We start from the raw sequence: 15,585 nt of genomic DNA, 5'->3' as shown, positions 1-15,585 counted from the left end.
CTCTCCCTTCCGGTCACTACGGCCGGCGCTCTTGCAGCACGTCGGCGACCGGCCGCCGGATGCCCCCGCCCGCGCTGGAGGTGTAGCCCAGACGCATGATCATCTGGGGGTGTTCACCGGACAGCAGTTCCTGCCGCAGGAACTCCCGCAGGTGGGGCATCTCCAGCGCCTGGGTGTGGAAGGCCGCGCCGACGTCGTAGGCGGAGGCGTGCAGCAGGACGCGCTGCAGCGCCTGACCGGCCGCGATCCAGTCCTCGCGGGAGTCCCCCGGCGTGGTCAGCACCGCCACGGTCCCGGTGGAGGCGGAGAAGAACTGGTCGGTGTCGCCGCCCCACGGGTGGCCGTGGGCGTAGTCGCGCTGGGCGAAGTGCGGGCGGGTCCGCCTGGGCTCGCGGGGATAGCCCTCGGCCGGGACCCCCTCCTTACGGGAGCTTCCCGGCGGCTGGGCCCAACTGATCATCTCCAGGGTGAACAGCCGGTCCTGGGACTGCACGTCCTGGGCGGCGCAGGTGAGGGCGGCGAGCACCCGGACCGCGGCCTCGGAGCGGACCGGGGTCAGCCGTGCCCTCTCGGCGCCGGCCTGGGAGACGAGGGCTCCGAGGAGGCGGTCCGGCACGGGCAGCTCGGTGAATCCGGCGCGGTGGGTGCGGCGGCGCTCGATCTCACCGTGCAGCAGCCGGGTGTGCTCGTCGGCTGCGACGTCCTCCCCCATCCGCACCGTCGCCAGCAGGGCGGGACGGTCGGGGTCGGGCAGCACCCGCACCCGCGCCTCGCAACCGAGCACGCGCAGCGCGAGCCGCAGGTTCATCAGGGCGGCGCCGCAGCTGATCAGCAGCTCCCGGCCCGCGGGGTCGCCGAGCCGCAGCTTCCTGTCGCTGTCGGCCCGCAGGGAGATCTCCTCTCCGTCGACGGCGAAGGACCACGGCTGGGTGTTGTGCACCGACGGCGCCCACACGGCGGCCTGCACCGCCGTGTGGATCACCGAGGCGATCTCCTCGGTCGTGCGAGCGCTCACGTGCCCACCTCCGTCACAGGTAGGGGGTCGAGACAGGGACCAGGTCGTCGGAGCGGTACGTCAGGCCGCCCTTGACGCCGACAACACCGTCGATCCGGCGGATCTCGGCGACGAGAAGCGATCTCTGGGAGCGGCGGCCGACCTGTCCCGCCAGCGTGATCACACCCGTCTCGACGCCGACGGCCAGCTCCCGCCGGTCGATGCCGAGCCGGTCGCAGACCTCAGTGACCTCGCGGTCGATCTCGTCGGCCGGACGGGTGAAGACCTTCAGCAGATCGCTCTGGTGGACGATCCCGGTGACGCGTCCGGTGGCCGTGTCGACCACGGGCAGCTGCTTGATCCGGTGCCGGTGCATCAGCCGCGCCGCGTCCCGGACAGAGGTCTCCGGGGTGACGGTGATCGCGGGGGTGGTCATGATCTCCCCGGCCGTGCCGCCGGCCGCCTTCCTGCGCTCCTCGCGCCTGCCGCGGCCGCCGAAGACGCCGCCGGTGTGCCTGTCGGGATCGATCTCCTTGAGCAGCAGGTCATCCTCCGAGACCACGCCGACGGGGCGCCCGCCGGCGTCGATGACGGTGACCGCGCCGACCTTGAAACGCCGCATGGCGTCGACGATCTCGGTGAAGGACGCCTCCGGCAGCACCGCGACGGCCCTGACACCCATGACATCCATGACCTTCATGATTGGCCTCCTCGTTACGAGCCTCCCGGAGCCCGGCCGGCCGCGTCAGCGACGAAAGTCCCCGATGCGGAGGACCTACGGTCCGCCGTCCGCGGACCGGCCGGCGGCGAGACCCGCGTGTCCCTCACGTCCCGCCCCAGGCGCTGACCACCGCGACGGGGCACCGGGCGTGGTGCAGGACCCCGTGACTGACCGAGCCCAGTACGGCCGAGCCGAGCCGGCCCAGCCCGCGCGAGCCGACGACGGCCAGGTCCGCGCTCCGCGACGCCTCGCAGATGACGGCGACGGGATGCCCGCAGACCGCCGTCTGCGTGACTTCCACCTGCGGGTACTTGTCCCGCCAGGGAGTGAGCATGTCCGCCGCCACGCGCCGCTCGGTGTCGAAGATCTCCTCGATCAGCGGCGTGTAGGCGGTGGCCCCCTGCCCCGTGACGGGCATCTGCCAGGTGTGGACCGTGTGCAGCCGGGCGCCGCGCCTGGTGGCCTCCTCGAAGGCGTATTCCAGGGCCGCCGCCGAGTGGGCCGAGCCCTCGAAGCCCACGACGACCTCGTCGTAGGTCCGCTCCGGCTCACCTCTGACGACCACGAGCGGCGCGGCCGTGTGCCCGGCCAGGGCCAGGGAGACCGATCCGAGCATCAGTTCGGCGAATCCGCCGCGACCCCGGTGGCCCACCACGATCTGTTCGGCCGCCTCGGCCTCGCGCCGGAGGACCTCGACCGTCCGGCCGGTTTCGAGCACGGTCTCCACCTCGATCCGTGGGGCCCGCTCGCGCGCCAGGCCGGCCGCGGCCTCCAGCACGCCCCGGGAGTGCTCGGTCATGGAGTCACGGAAGCCGGGCGGGGTCTGGAGCGGGATGTCATAGGTCCACGGCCCGGACACATGGACGATCCGCAGGGCGCATCCGCGCCGCGCGGCGTCGGCGGCCGCCCACCCGACCGTGACCTGCGAGGAAGGTGAGCCGTCCGTGCCCACCACTACATGCGCTGTCATGGCGTCCTCCTCGTTTCTCCCCTTCCATCCGACCCTTTCCCGGTGTTTCCCACAGTGGCCGAAAGACCCGGCCGTCAGGGACTTCCGGCCTCTGCCCACCGGTCCCGGGCGGTCCCGGCGCCGAGGAGGAGGGCGAGGACCGCGAGAACGGCGCGGACGGCGCGGACGGCGCGGACGGCGCGGACGGCGCGGACGGCGCGGACGGCGCGGACGGCGCGGACGGCGCGGACGGCGCGGACGGCGCGATGGTGCCCGACTCCGGCGCCGGAACCATGAGAGATTCCCGACAAATCCTCGCGCGCAATCTTCGTTGACCGCGGCATCTACGGGAACGGCCACGCGCTGGCAGCGTGGATCCGGGACCGAACGGCTTGCGAGGCATCTCAGAGCGGTGCCTCACGGAGAAGGGGGTTGTCCGATGGCGGTCGACAGAGCTGATGTGGCGGTCACGGGGCTGGGCGCCACCACACCGTTGGGCGGTGACGTGACCTCCACCTGGGCCGCCCTGCTGGCCGGGCAGTCCGGGATCACCCTGATCGAGGAGGAGTGGGCGGCCGCTCTGCCGGTGCGGATCGCGGGCCGGCTACGGGTGGAGCCCGAGGAGGTGCTCGGGCGGGTCAAGGCCCGGCGGCTGGACCGCTGCGAGCAGATCGCCCTGATCGCCGCACGTGAGGCGTGGGCCGACGCCGGAGCCCCCGAGACGGAGCCGGAGCGCCTGGCGGTGGTCGTCGGCACCGGAGTCGGCGGGTTGCTGAGCACCCTCGCCCAGGCCGACATCCTGGAGACCTCCGGAGCTCGGCGGGTCTCGCCCTACACCGTGCCCATGATGATGCCCAACGGGCCCGCGGCCGTGGTCAGCATGGAGCTCGGCGCCCGCGGCGGCGCCCACACCCCGGTGAGCGCCTGCGCCTCCGGCGCCGAGGCGATCGCGATGGGCCTGGACCTCATCCGCCTCGGCCGCGCCGACGTCGTCGTCGCGGGCGGCAGCGAGGCGTGCGTCCATCCCCTCACCATCGCCGGATTCGCCCAGGCCAGGGCACTCTCCACGCGCAACGACGCCCCCCAGGAGGCATCGCGCCCCTTCGACGCCGCGCGGGACGGGTTCGTCCTCGGCGAAGGGGCCGCCCTGGTGGTCCTGGAGCGCGCGGAGTCCGCCGCGGCCCGCGGCGCCCGCGTCCATGCGATGCTGGCCGGCGCGGGCGTCACCTCCGACGCCCACCACATCACCGCGGCCCACTCCGACGGGCAGGTGCGCGCCATCCGGCTGGCCCTGGCCTCCGCCGGCCTGGACGCGCTCGACATCGGGCACGTGCACGCCCACGCCACCTCCACTCCGCCCGGTGACGTGACCGAGGCCCGCTCGATCGCCGAGGCGGTCGGGACGCACCCGGCGGTCACCGCGACCAAGTCGATGACCGGCCACATGTGCGGCGCCGCCGGGGCGATGGGGGCCATCTCCGCGATCCTCGCCATCCGCGACGGGATCGTCCCCGCCACCCGCAACCTGGTCGATCTCGACCCGGAGATCAAGCTCGACATCGTCACCGGCCGGCCTCGACGAGGGCGGCAGGACGCGGCACTGACCAACTCCTTCGGGTTCGGCGGCCACAACGCCTCCCTGGTCTTCACCTCCGCTCCCTGAACAGATTCCCCCGACCCGCCCCGAACGGGTTCCTTGAGCCCGTCCCCGAACGGGACGCACCGGATCCGCCCCCAACGGGGTTCTCCGGATCCGCGTCCGAACAGGGTTCCCCGGGCCCACCTCCCGAACGGGCTCTCCCGGTCCGCCTTCCGAACGGGTTGACCGGGTCCGCCTTCCGAACGGGTCGACCCGGCCCGCCGGCCTGGACAGGGATCCCGGTTGGGCCGGGCCGGCGTGGGCGGATCCGACGACCGCGACCGGGCGGGCCGCCTCGCGGGGCAGGCGGACTGGGTGCACCCGTCTTCTGGCCCCGCCCGGCGGCGAAGATCCGGTGGGCCCGGAGCGGCCGGTTCCCGGGCCCATGGGACCTTCGCCCCTACCCGGGCGGCCGGAGGGCGGGCGAGCATGGGGAGAGGGGACCCGGACACAGGAGGCGGGGACATGACCTCACACGGCCTCAGGCCCGGCCACCACGAGCGGCACGCCCTACCGGCGGAGAAAGACTCGAGGTGACGGACATGACCTCACACGGCCTCAGGCCCGGCCACCACGAGCGGCACGCCCTACCGGCGGAGAAAGACTCGGGGTGACGGCCATGGCTGACCCCGTCGTCGTCGGCGTCGACGGCTCGGCGTCCTCGATGCAGGCCGTGACCTGGGCGGCGGAGGAGGCCATGCTGAGGGGCGCGCTGTTGCGCATCGTGCACGCCGCTCTCCGCTGGGCCTATGACGTCCCCCTCGTCCCGCAGCCCGCCCACTGGGGGCCGGCCGCGGAGACCGCCTCCTGGGAGCTGCTCCGCCGGGCCGCCGAGCAGGCCCACATCCGCGCCCCCAGCCTGGAGGTCACCACCGAGATCCTTGACGGTGCCGCCGCCGAGGCGATCGCCGCCACGGCCGAGACCGCGCAGCTGGTCGTCGTCGGCGGCCGGGGCCGGGGCGGATTCACCGGGCTGCTGCTGGGCTCGGTCGGCCATGACCTCGCCGCCCGGTCCCCCTGCCCCGTGGTGATCGTGAGCCGGCCGCGCACCGGGCGCGGCATGGAGGTCGTCCTCGGCGTCACCGGACACCCCGGCCGCGATCCCGTCCTGGAGTTCGCCTTCTGCGAGGCCGCACGGCGGGGAGTCCCGCTCCGGGCGGTGCACGCCTGGACCCGCCCGGCCGTCAGGGCACCCGGTGACATGCAGCCGCTCGTCTTCGACATCACGAGCGTCGGCGAGGAGGAGGCCCGCCTGCTGGCCGAGTCCATCAGCGGCTGGCGCGAGCGCTTTCCCGACGTGCCCCTCATCGAGCACGTCGTGCACGAGCATCCCGCCAAGGCGCTCATCGACGCCTCGGACGGCGCCGAGCTGGTCGTCGTCGGCCCTCCCAGCAGGGCGAGACTCTTCGGTTCGCCCGTGCACGCCCTGGTCCAGCACGCCCGCGCGCCCGTCGCCGTCGTCCACCACGCGGCCTCGCACACCTACCGGAGCTGAACGCGCCTGCCGGAACCGGGCGACCACGTCGTCTCGGACACCCGCCGGGGCACGTCGGAGCGGCGCCGTCCAGAACCCTGGCAGAAGTATCTTCATGTCAAGGTATTTCTGAGGAGGCGTGATGCTCCACCATGTCCAGCTGGCCTGCCCGCCCGGCAGCGAATCGGTGTTGCGGGGGTTCTACGAGGGCGTGCTCGGCCTGGCCGAGATCCCCAAGCCGCCCGTGCTCGCCGCACGCGGCGGCTGCTGGTTCCGTGGCCACGGCATCGAGTTGCACCTCGGCGTCGAAGCCGACTTCCGGCCGGCGCGCAAGGCACACCCCGGCCTCCTGGTCCGCGACCTCGACCGATGGGCCCGGCGGTTGGGCGAGGCCGGTTACCCGGTCGTGTTCGACGACGACTTCCCGGGGATGCGGCGCTTCTACAGTGAAGAGCCCCACGGCAACCGGCTGGAGTTCCTCGAACCGCTCCCCTGACGGCACCGCCCGAGGGGTGCGGCCAGGTGGTGGTCTCGCCGTACGGGAGCCGGTTGCGCGGCATCCGCGCAGGATGCCGGCGGGCCGGCGGCAGGCCGTGTCCGGTCGATCATGCGAGCCGCCGGCAAGCCCTAGTATGAGATGGTTCCAGATCCCACGAGGAGGTTGATCATGTCGTTCCCACCGCCCGGCATGGTTCTCGGCGACGCCTCGGCGCGCACTCCCTCGCGGGAGGCCGCCACAGGCTGATCCACCGCGACGGAGTGCTCTTCATGACCATCACTGGTTCGATCATGAGGAGCCTGAGTGCTCAAGGTCTGCTGGACCGAAGACGGCGGAGCCCGGTCCGCCCGCTGGCGTTCCGAGAACGGCTCGCCGCCACCCACCCGCGTGGTGACCGCCGATGACCGCCTCACCGCCGACACCGCCTACCGTCTGGCCCGCGAGGGCACCGCGCTGTTGTGGCGCGGCGACTTCCACAACGCCCGCCTACTCCTGCGCGCCATGGCACGGCGCGCCGGGCGCCGTCCGCGCGTTCCCGCCCGGTCCCCGGCCCACGCCTTCCATCTGCACCGCCAGGCGCGCTCCCGGCGCGCCCGCACGCTGGGCAGGCTGCTGGTGCCGCTCGATCATGACTACACCGTTCCCCTGCGGCGCGCCCCGGACGTGCGACAGGCCTGCGTGGAGGTCTACGGTCCGGCGGCGGGGCCGTCGGTGACCTCGCTGCGCGAGCTGCTGGGCATCGCCGGGGCACACGAATGGCGCCGCAGGGGCGTCGAGGTGCCCGCGCTGGGCGACCGCGTCCATCCGCACTACGGCGTCTTCTCACCGACCCGCGGCGAGTACGTCGACCTGGTGGCCCGGGCGCCGCTCGCCTCGCGCTCCAGGGCCTTCGACATCGGCACCGGAACAGGCGTGCTCGCCGCAGTCCTCGCCCGCAGGGGCGTCGAGCGCCTCGTGGCCACGGACCAGGACCCGCGCGCCCTGGCCTGTGCCCGCGACAACCTCGAACGGCTGGGCCTGGCCGGCCGGGTCGACGTCGTGCACGCGGACCTCTTCCCACCCGGCCGCGCGCCGCTCGTCGTCTGCAACCCGCCGTGGATCCCGGCCGAGCCCGCCTCGCCCCTCGACCGCGCGGTCTACGATCCCGGCGGCCGCATGCTGCGCGGCTTCCTGAACGGGCTCGCCGGGCACCTGGAACCGGACGGCGAGGGCTGGCTGATCCTGTCGGACCTGGCCGAACACCTTGCCCTGCGGACCCGCGCCGAGCTCCTGTCCGCCTTCGAGACCGCGGGTCTGCGGGTCGTGGACCGGCTGGAGGCGCGGCCGAGACACCCACGCGCCTTCGACGGGACCGACCCCCTCCACACGGCCCGCGCCGCCGAGGTCACGTCCCTGTGGCGGCTCGGCGCGGGCCCCTGACCGGACCGGTCCCTGATCGGCCGGACTCCCCTCGCCCGGCTCCGGCGCCGTGCCGTACGCGCGGGGCCGCGCGAGGCGGGGTCCGGCCCGGTCAGGGCCCGTACGGCATGCCGGAACGGTCCCGGGACGGCTGAACCGGCATGACCCTCCAGGCGCCGCGTCCGGCTGATCCGCCCGGCGGCGATTGGCGTGGTGATCCGGACTCCGCCGTGACAGAGTCGTCACATGCTCAACGACAGCCCCGTCGCCACCCGGCTCCCGGCCCAGGACCTCCAGCGGGCCAGGGCGTTCTACGCGGACAAGCTCGGTCTCGAACCCGTCGAGGAGCGGCCCGGCGGCCTGCTCTACCGGTGCGGCGGCGGCCGGTTCGCGCTGTTCGCGTCGGCGGGGGCGGCCTCGGGCGACCACACCCAGATGGCGTGGGAGGTCGACGACATCGAGGCCGTGGTCGAGCGGCTGCGGAGCAGGGGCGTGGTCTTCGAGGAGGTCGACCTGCCCGGCCTGCGGACGGTCGGCGGCATCGCCCACGTCGAGGGGAACTATCCCTCGGCCGGCGTCGGCGAGCGGGCCGCCTGGTTCCGCGACAGCGAGGGCAACCTCCTGGGCATCGGCCAGCCCGTGCGCTGAGGCGGACCCTCTCCGGACCGACCGGTACGGCCGGCCCGGGATGCCGCCGGACCCCGGCACGATGCCCGCGGGGCGCCAGACCCGGCATCAGCGCCATACCATACCGTATGGTACGGTTCTGGTGCTTGATCGACGGAGGAGCGGAGACATTGGCGAGCAGACACGACTGGCTGGAGGAGGGACTCGGCGTGCTGGGCGAGGAGGGGGCGCCCGCGCTGACCGTGGAGCTGCTGTGCGGGCGGCTCGGCCTGACCAAGGGTTCCTTCTACCACCACTTCAAAGGCATGGCCGGGTTCAAGACCGAGCTGCTGCGGCATTTCGCGGCCCAGCACACCACCCGCTACATCGACGCGGTGGAGCACGCCGGCGGCTCCGTCCGGGCCAGGCTGGACCGCCTCCTGGAGCTGGTCCTGGCCGACGAGAAGGGATCGGGCGATCCGGAGCCGGCCATCCGCGCCTGGGCGCTGCAGGATACGGAGGTGCGCGCGACGCAGGAGCTGGTCGACCGGCTGCGCATCGACTACCTGCGGTCGCTGTGGCACGAGGCCGGAGGCGCCGAGGCGGACGCCCTCCCGATGGCCCGCATGCTGTATCTGATACTGATCGGGGCCGGGCAGATCGCCCCGCCGGTGCCCGCCGAAGAGCTGCGCGACGTCTACGAGCTGGCGATGCGCCTGATGCCGGATGACGGGAAAGACGGATGAACGGGCTGACCCGCTGGGTGCCACGACTGATCATCGCGACGGCGGTGCTCCACTTCGTCTGGGCCTTCGCCCAGCCCAACGCCTGGTCCGAGATCGCCGGCGACGGGTTCCTCAGCACCGTCGTCGACACCGGCGCCGCCGGATACTGGCCGCGCGAGGCGAGCGTGTGGTTCCTGACGGGGGGTGCCGCACTCCTGGCGATGGGTACGCTCAGCCGGTCCGTGGTCCGGGCGACCGGGCGGCTGCCCGCGCAGGTCGGGTGGTACCTGCTGGTGATCGGCGTGCCGTTGTGCGTCATCTACTTCCCGGTCACCGGCAGCTGGGTGCTGCCCGTCATCGGCGTGCTCGCCCTGGTCGCCGCCCGCCGCCCGCCGCAGGAGACCGGCTGAGGGAGCGCGGGACTCCCGGGCCCGCCGCCCGGGGCGGCCGTCTCGCCCCGGGCCCGGCGGCCCCGGCGGTGACGGCCGCGGACACCGGTCAGGAAAGGGCCACGGGAGGCTCACCGGTCGCCGACGGCGGGCGCAGCACCGCGGTGGGCGCCTCGATCAGGCCGACCGGCAGCACTCCGTCCGCGTTCCAGGGCGCGTGGCTGATCTGCGCCGAGACGCCGTTGAACTTGGCGGCGGCGTGCGGGTGACCGTGGCCGGCCGCGCGGTTGAACCAGGCCGCGGCCGCCCAGTCCTCGTCCTGGCGCTGATGGATCATCGCGAGCTCGTAGGCGGCCTCGGCATGTCCGCACTCGCCGGCCAGCCGGTAGAAGAACATCGCGACGCTGACCTGGGCCGGGGTCGCGCTCTGGTACTCGCGGCCGTAGCGGTAGGCGAGCTCGGCGGCGGCCGCGCACCGGTGCGGATGGTTGAACAGGCCCGGCGCGTCGGCGTGACCGGCGTCGTTGGCCCGGCGCAGCCACTGATGGGCCTCCTCAGGCCAGTCCCGCAGCAGGGCGATGACCGCCAGGCGCATGCAGGCCCGGCCGTCGTCGGCGTCGGTCCGCTGCAGCAGCCGGGCACCGGTCCTGCCGTAGATCTCCAAATGGCGCTGGGTCGGCCCGGACATCGGCGGCGGCGCGCTCGCGGCGGCCTGGGGCCGGGCCGTCCTCCTGCCCGCGGACGGCATGGCGGACGGCATGGCGGACGGCGTCGCGTACAGCTCGACCGGCGGCTCGGCATACGGCACGGCGGACAGCGCCGCATACGGCTCGACCGGTGGCACGGCGGACAGCGCCGCATACGGCTCGACCGGCGGCACGGTCCGCGGCACGGCGGACGGCACGGCCTGCGCGGCCGCCCCTGTCCCGGCGGGCGCCGAGCCGGCGGGAGACGGCAGAGGAGCGCGGGCGGCCCGCCACCGAGCGTTCCAGTCCTGGAGGCTGCCCAGCTCCCGGACGTCGAGGTGGGTCTCCTCGGCCGCCATATGACAGGCGATCACGAACGAGGCCACCCACGACCAGTCCGGGACCCGCTTCCGCTTGCCGGTCAGGATGTCGTTCGTGGTGCTCTCCGCCAGTTCCCTGCGTCGGCCACCGCCACCATCGACGCGCACCGACAGCCTGCGCAGTTCAGCCAGCGTTGGGGAGCCAGCCAGCTCGCACAGCTCGTTGAGCTGCTCGATGAAGGCGCAGCGCGCCGCAACGCGATGTTGTTCAACCATCGCCCCAGCCGGAAATGAGTGATCCACGATCTACAAGAGGTAACGGGAGTCATATTCGCATTAACGGATGGTCAAGCGGGCTAGATCGCATATCCCACTTCGTCCGGAATAACGGACAGACGACCTGGAGTGAGGCACCGGACGCGCCGGGGCTGGCCCGGATGTTTCCGGATAAGTCCGGATGAGATCGGTGAGGAGCCCGGCCGGGGCCGGACGGGATCGGAGGATCCCGGACCCCGGCGGGCGGCACCGGACGCCGGGCCGGCCCTCCGTCACGTGGAAGCGCTCCCGTCCCGCCGGGCGGCCGGCCCGCCCGGGGTCGTCCGGAGATGTTTGGAGCGGTGGCAGCGGGCCGGCCGCTGCCGCATCGTTGGTGCCGCACCCCGACCGCCGATGATGGAGGCGAGAGCCCATGCCGTGCACCGCCGCTGGTCCGCATGCCTTTCTCCGCGCCACCGGCGATCGGCCGGGCCACCCGCCGGCGCCCTGGGTCCACGGCGACGACCAGTTGCTGATCCTCCTGGTGACGACGTGGGCACTGGCCACCGGGCGGGTCCCGCCCAACCGCCCCGCCGATCAGCTCAGCGAGGCCGAGCTCATCGCGTTCTGGGCAGACGAGCAGACCGCCACCGGCCACCCGCCGGTGCCACCGCAGGAGTGAAACCGATGTTCTCGACGCCCGTGCTCCTTCTCCTCACCGTCACCGTGCTGGTGGCGGCGATCGCCTGCGCGCTCACCCTGGCGGCCGGCGCGCCCTGGCCCACCGCCCTGCTGAGCGCCGGAGCGGCGGGCGGGGCCGCCATGGGCATCCTCCCCCGCCTGCTCGACGACCGCCGCGACGGCGACTAGGCGTTCCGTCCGGATCATCGTGCGGAGCGGAGAGGGCCTGCCGCCCCGGCCGCCGCGACACGGGCGGCGACCTCGTCGAGGCGGCCGGGACAGCGTGCCGCCGGCCGCCGGGCAGCGCCACGGCGGCAGCGCCGCGCCGCCGTACCGGACGTCTGGATCCGGTACGGCGGCGCGGCGCGTGTTCACGGCGGGGTCAGTATTGGACCTTGACTGCGGCCCCGGAGAAGCTCTGGGCCGCGTGGAGGCTGATGTAGTTGTAGCCGGTCGGGGGGTTGGTGATGGTCAGGGTCTCGCCGTTGCCCGAGTTGGTCGAGCGGTGGGTGTGGGCCGACGTGCTGGCCCAGTTGGTGGGGTTGTAGTAGAGGTCGGCGTTGCCGGTGCCGCCCGACGAGGTGATGGTCAGCTTGGCGGTGCCCGCCGGGACGTAGAGGTAGAGGTATCGGTAGTCACCGGCGGGGGCCGACAGGTTGCCGCGCTGGCAGTTGCGGCCGAGCTCGTCGGTCCTGCTGGAGGTGCATTCGGGGGTGGTGGATCCGCCCGAGGTGACCGTGACCTGCTGGTTGGCGGCGGCGGTGGTGCCTCCGTTGTCGGTGACGGTCAGCTTCACCGTGTAGGTGCCGGCGGTGGTGTAGGTGTGGGAGGGGTTGGCCGAGGTCGACGAGGCGCCGTCGCCGAAGTCCCACCGGCGCGAGGCGATCGTCCCGTCGGAGTCGGTCGAGGTGTCGGTGAAGTTCACCGCGAGGCCGTCGGCGGTGAAGGTGAAGGCCGCCTGGGGCGCCTGGTTGCCGCCGCCGCCCGTGCAGCCGCCCGCCGCGCACGCCGCCAGCCAGGTCCGCCAGTCGCTGTCGTAGCGGCTGCCGATCGTCGTGGTCAGGAAGGTCCGGGCGGAGTCCCAGGCGCCGGTCCGGTAGTGGCCGAGGACGGTGGCGACGTCACCGGGGTGCTTGTCCAGCATGTAGCGCACCGCCAGGTAGCCCCAGCGGTAGATGCGGGTCGTGTCGTGGTCGTAGGTGGTGTTCCACAGCGTGCTGAGGGCGTAGGTCTGCTTGGCCGCCTCGGTGATCGCGGCGTCGTAGGCGACCTTGCGGTAGGAGTAGGAGACGTACTCGGCGAAGCCCTCGATCCACCAGATGGTGGGGGTGGCGACGCCGGCCTTGAAGTCGCCGTGCATGTTGAACCGGCCGTCGAGGTAGTGGGTGTACTCGTGGTTGAGGTTCCAGATCTGGAAGTCGGGCCGCACCCACTCGGCCTCGTAGGCGATGAAGCGGGGCTGGTTGCCCGCGGCGGACGGGTTGCCCTCCAGGTACATCCCGCCGTTGTTGGTGTCGATGCCGAACATCGCGCCGGCGTAGGTCTGGTAGTCGGTGCTGGAGTCGAAGACGCAGACCTCGATGGTGGTGTTGTTGTCGCCGTCGACCGGACGGTTGCCGTCCTTGGCGACGCCGTGGAAGTAGGCGTCCTGGTCGGTGAGGCTCCGGCAGCTCTCGGCCAGCTGCGCCGACGTCATCTCCTGGGCGCGGATCTTGATGCTGGTGCCGCAGGTGTAGTTGACGGGCAGCACGTGCCGCGCGAGGAGCTGCTGGAGGTCGCAGGTGCCGTAGGAGGAGCAGTTGGCCTTGTCGTAGTAGTCGGCCATCTCGGCCACGCTGACCCAGAGGGGGGCGGTGGCGCCGGTGATGTTGCTGCGGCCGAGCAGGTCCTTGGCCATCGGCCGGATCTTGGTCTGCAGCGTGGCGTACTGGAGGAAGCGGCCGAGCTCCCGGCCGGCGTTGGCGGTCAGGAAGGAGCGCTCGGTGCCGAGCAGGCCGAGGTGGTTCAGCGCGAAGGTGTTGAGGGTGTCGATGACGCTCGGGTCCGCCTTGACCGTGCTGACGAACGCCGGGACCTGGTGGCCGCGGAAGAGCACCGTGTAGACGTTGTTGACCGCGTTGAGCATCCACCAGTGGGCGTCGTAGGAGGTGTCGTAGCCGTTGAGCAGGCGCTTGACGACGTTGAGGTAGCGGTCGTTCTCCTGGGCGCTGTCGATCAGGGTGACGGCCTCGGCGAGGATCTCGCCGTTGGCGTCGTTGACGGTCGAGGAGCGGGAGTTGCCGAAGAAGCCGTCGAGGCCGGACTGGATGGCGGTCTTCAGGGCGGGCCCGTAGGCCCCCACCGTGGAGGGGTCGTACCACTGCACGTAGTAGCCGGCGCGCAGGTACAGCACGAGCTGGGCGGTGCTCGTGCTGTTGTCCCCCGGGTAGGAGACGGCGTTGTCGCGCAGCGCGTACGCGACGCTGGTCATCTGCGACTCGCGGAAGGCGTAGTAGGCGTCGCTGCCGGCCAGGCGGAACAGGGTGTTGACGCAGTCGGTGGTCGAGGCCTTGATCTGCTGGACGAGGGCGCTCCCGGACCGGCTGGTGAAGTCACCGATGTTGCACGCGGCCGCCGCCTTGGCCGTCCGGCCGGTGGCCGAGGGCCTCGGATGCTCCGGTGCGGATGCGGGCTCGTCCTCGTCGTGCCGCAGGGCGTCCGTCGAGGCGGGCAGCGGCCGGCGCTCCTTGACCTTCTGCGGGGACGCCTGGACGTGCGGCGTCTCGCCGCCGGCGGGGTCCGCTCCGACGGGCGGGGGGCCCGTGACGGCGCCGTTGGGTGCGGCGGCGGTCCCGGACGGGGCGGCGCTCGCGGGCGAGGCCGCCAGCGGCTGGAGGACGAGCCCCAGGGCGAGGACGGGTGCGAGCAGCGCCGGCAGGCGCCTGCCGAACTCGCGGGGGGACGGCGTGGTTCTCAATTAAAACCTCCGGGGGGTATCCACGACGGGATGCGAGGTTGGGCTCGGCCGGCGGTGGACGACGGGGGTGCGGGGGGTGTCCCGGTGATCCGGCAACCGGGGGGTGTGCTGCCGATTCAGCAGGGAGAAGTCGGGGGCTCCGCCGGGCCTGGGGGTGGAGCGCAGGGTTCCGGGACTCCAGATCCGGAGAATCGGAGGGACGCATTGCCCGAAGTTTCATGGCCGGATGCGTCCTGCCGTCATAACCCGGAACATAATTCTTGACTATGGATCTCGACATCAGGCATCTCCGCATGATCTGTGCGATAGCGGAAACAGGTAGCGTCACAGGGGCCGCCGCCCGGCTGGGCCTGTCCCAGCCGGCCATGACCAACCAGCTGCACCGCGTCGAGGAGCTGGTCGGCGGGGCGCTGTTCGTGCGCAGCCACTCAGGGGTGCAGGCGACGCCCCTGGGACGCCAGATCGTCGCCCGCGCCCGCATCGTCCTGGCGGAGGTCGACGCGCTCTTCGGCGACCTGCGCGGACCCACCGGCCCGGCCGGGGTCGTCCGGCTGGGCTGCGTGCACCTGGCCTGCGTCGCGAGCGTCGTCGACCGGGTCGGCGAGACGCTGCCCGGACGCGAGGTCTCGCTGCGCATCGAGCCCTCCGCGACCCTGCTGGCCGAGGCGCTCTCGCACGGCCAGCTCGACGCGGCGCTGCTGGGCGTCATCGAGGGGTTCGACATCACGCTGACGGCGCCCGTCGTCAGCCGTACCCTGGTCCCCAGGTACCCGATATTCATCGCCCTGTCGGCGGCCCACCGGCTGTCCGGACAGGAGGAGATCCACCTCGCCGACCTGAAGGACGAGTCCTGGATCAGCCCGCCGGGCGCCGACGACGGCTCGCTCGCCGCGCTGCGGGCCTCCTGCCGCGCGGCCGGGTTCGAACCGAACATACGCTACGACGCCCCGAGCGGCGCCGGGCGCCCGCTGGTCGCGGCCGGGCACGGGGTGCGCCTGGTCGATCCCTCCTGGCCGGCGCCGCCCGGCACGGTCGTCCGCCCCCTGGCCGGTCAGCCCCAGGTCGCCCGGCTGGTCGTGGCCTGGCGCCGGGACCGGCTGAGCAACGAACAGGCGGCGGCGCTCTACCGCGGTCTCGCGACCGCCTACACCGACCACGTGGGCGACAATCCGGTCTTCAAGCGCTGGTGGGACGCGCATCCGGAGGTGCATCCGCTCATCTGAGCGGCCGGGGGGGCCTGGCCGGATCCGGCCATCGGGAATGACTACGGATTGATAACGCTCTATTGTGAAT

General features: G+C 72.8%; 15 protein-coding genes. 10 read left to right on the top strand and 5 right to left on the bottom strand.

All coding sequences use genetic code 11. From position 1 onward, the window contains the following. Positions 1-16: 16 nt before the first annotated feature. The 3 genes from ACZ6R6_RS44095 to ACZ6R6_RS44085 form a co-directional block, all read right to left on the bottom strand. Positions 17-1,015, bottom strand: coding sequence for an Acg family FMN-binding oxidoreductase (locus tag ACZ6R6_RS44095; protein WP_470102940.1), 999 nt, complete (start codon positions 1,013-1,015; stop codon positions 17-19). Positions 1,016-1,028: 13 nt separating this feature from the next. After that, positions 1,029-1,694, bottom strand: coding sequence for a CBS domain-containing protein (locus ACZ6R6_RS44090; RefSeq protein WP_470102938.1), 666 nt, complete (start codon positions 1,692-1,694; stop codon positions 1,029-1,031). Positions 1,695-1,818: 124 nt separating this feature from the next. Next, a complete protein-coding gene (locus ACZ6R6_RS44085) occupies positions 1,819-2,685 on the bottom strand; it encodes a universal stress protein (RefSeq protein WP_470102937.1) in 867 nt (288 codons plus the stop codon). A gap of 418 nt (positions 2,686-3,103) precedes the next feature. Between ACZ6R6_RS44085 and ACZ6R6_RS44080 the strand changes: the two genes are divergently transcribed. From ACZ6R6_RS44080 to ACZ6R6_RS44050, 7 genes are all read left to right on the top strand, one after another. Continuing rightward, positions 3,104-4,327, top strand: coding sequence for a beta-ketoacyl-[acyl-carrier-protein] synthase family protein (locus ACZ6R6_RS44080; RefSeq protein ID WP_470102936.1), 1,224 nt, complete (start codon positions 3,104-3,106; stop codon positions 4,325-4,327). Between the two features lie 595 nt (positions 4,328-4,922). After that, complete coding sequence (locus ACZ6R6_RS44075) at positions 4,923-5,798, top strand: universal stress protein (RefSeq protein WP_470102935.1); 876 nt, start codon at positions 4,923-4,925, stop codon at positions 5,796-5,798. Positions 5,799-5,919: 121 nt separating this feature from the next. After that, positions 5,920-6,273 carry a VOC family protein gene (locus ACZ6R6_RS44070; protein WP_470102934.1) on the top strand — a complete coding sequence of 118 codons (354 nt, stop codon included), beginning with the start codon at positions 5,920-5,922 and terminating at the stop codon, positions 6,271-6,273. A gap of 306 nt (positions 6,274-6,579) precedes the next feature. Further along, a complete protein-coding gene (locus ACZ6R6_RS44065; protein WP_470102932.1) occupies positions 6,580-7,695 on the top strand; it encodes a methyltransferase in 1,116 nt (371 codons plus the stop codon). Positions 7,696-7,920: 225 nt separating this feature from the next. Then, entirely contained in the window at positions 7,921-8,322 is a 402-nt protein-coding gene (locus ACZ6R6_RS44060; RefSeq protein WP_470102930.1) for a VOC family protein, read from the top strand. Between the two features lie 149 nt (positions 8,323-8,471). Next, positions 8,472-9,026 carry a TetR/AcrR family transcriptional regulator gene (locus tag ACZ6R6_RS44055; protein WP_451934149.1) on the top strand — a complete coding sequence of 185 codons (555 nt, stop codon included), beginning with the start codon at positions 8,472-8,474 and terminating at the stop codon, positions 9,024-9,026. After that, the gene (locus ACZ6R6_RS44050; RefSeq protein ID WP_470102928.1) at positions 9,023-9,415 is read left to right on the top strand and encodes a DUF6463 family protein; all 393 of its coding nucleotides are present in this window, start codon (positions 9,023-9,025) and stop codon (positions 9,413-9,415) included. The genes ACZ6R6_RS44055 and ACZ6R6_RS44050 overlap by 4 nt, the downstream gene beginning before the upstream one ends. A gap of 88 nt (positions 9,416-9,503) precedes the next feature. On the opposite strand, the gene ACZ6R6_RS44045 is transcribed toward ACZ6R6_RS44050, so the two are convergent. After that, a complete protein-coding gene (locus tag ACZ6R6_RS44045) occupies positions 9,504-10,676 on the bottom strand; it encodes an SEL1-like repeat protein (RefSeq protein WP_470102926.1) in 1,173 nt (390 codons plus the stop codon). 412 nt (positions 10,677-11,088) lie between these two features. Here ACZ6R6_RS44045 and ACZ6R6_RS44040 point away from each other — a divergent pair, with 412 nt between their 5' ends. Together ACZ6R6_RS44040 and ACZ6R6_RS44035 are read left to right on the top strand one after the other, a co-directional pair. After that, positions 11,089-11,337 (top strand): hypothetical protein, encoded by a 249-nt coding sequence (locus ACZ6R6_RS44040; protein ID WP_306858469.1) that lies wholly within the window; start codon positions 11,089-11,091, stop codon positions 11,335-11,337. A 5-nt stretch (positions 11,338-11,342) separates the two neighbouring features. Then, positions 11,343-11,525 (top strand): hypothetical protein, encoded by a 183-nt coding sequence (locus ACZ6R6_RS44035; protein ID WP_470102924.1) that lies wholly within the window; start codon positions 11,343-11,345, stop codon positions 11,523-11,525. 193 nt (positions 11,526-11,718) lie between these two features. On the opposite strand, the gene ACZ6R6_RS44030 is transcribed toward ACZ6R6_RS44035, so the two are convergent. Beyond that, positions 11,719-14,292 carry a collagenase gene (locus ACZ6R6_RS44030; RefSeq protein ID WP_470102922.1) on the bottom strand — a complete coding sequence of 858 codons (2,574 nt, stop codon included), beginning with the start codon at positions 14,290-14,292 and terminating at the stop codon, positions 11,719-11,721. A 266-nt stretch (positions 14,293-14,558) separates the two neighbouring features. Here ACZ6R6_RS44030 and ACZ6R6_RS44025 point away from each other — a divergent pair, with 266 nt between their 5' ends. Beyond that, positions 14,559-15,515, top strand: a complete 957-nt coding sequence (locus ACZ6R6_RS44025) for a LysR family transcriptional regulator (protein WP_470102920.1) — start codon at positions 14,559-14,561, stop codon at positions 15,513-15,515. Positions 15,516-15,585: the final 70 nt, after the last annotated feature.

It is taken from the genome of Streptosporangium sp. NPDC048886, from assembly GCF_055586905.1.
This window is presented reverse-complemented; position numbering and strand designations above follow the sequence as displayed.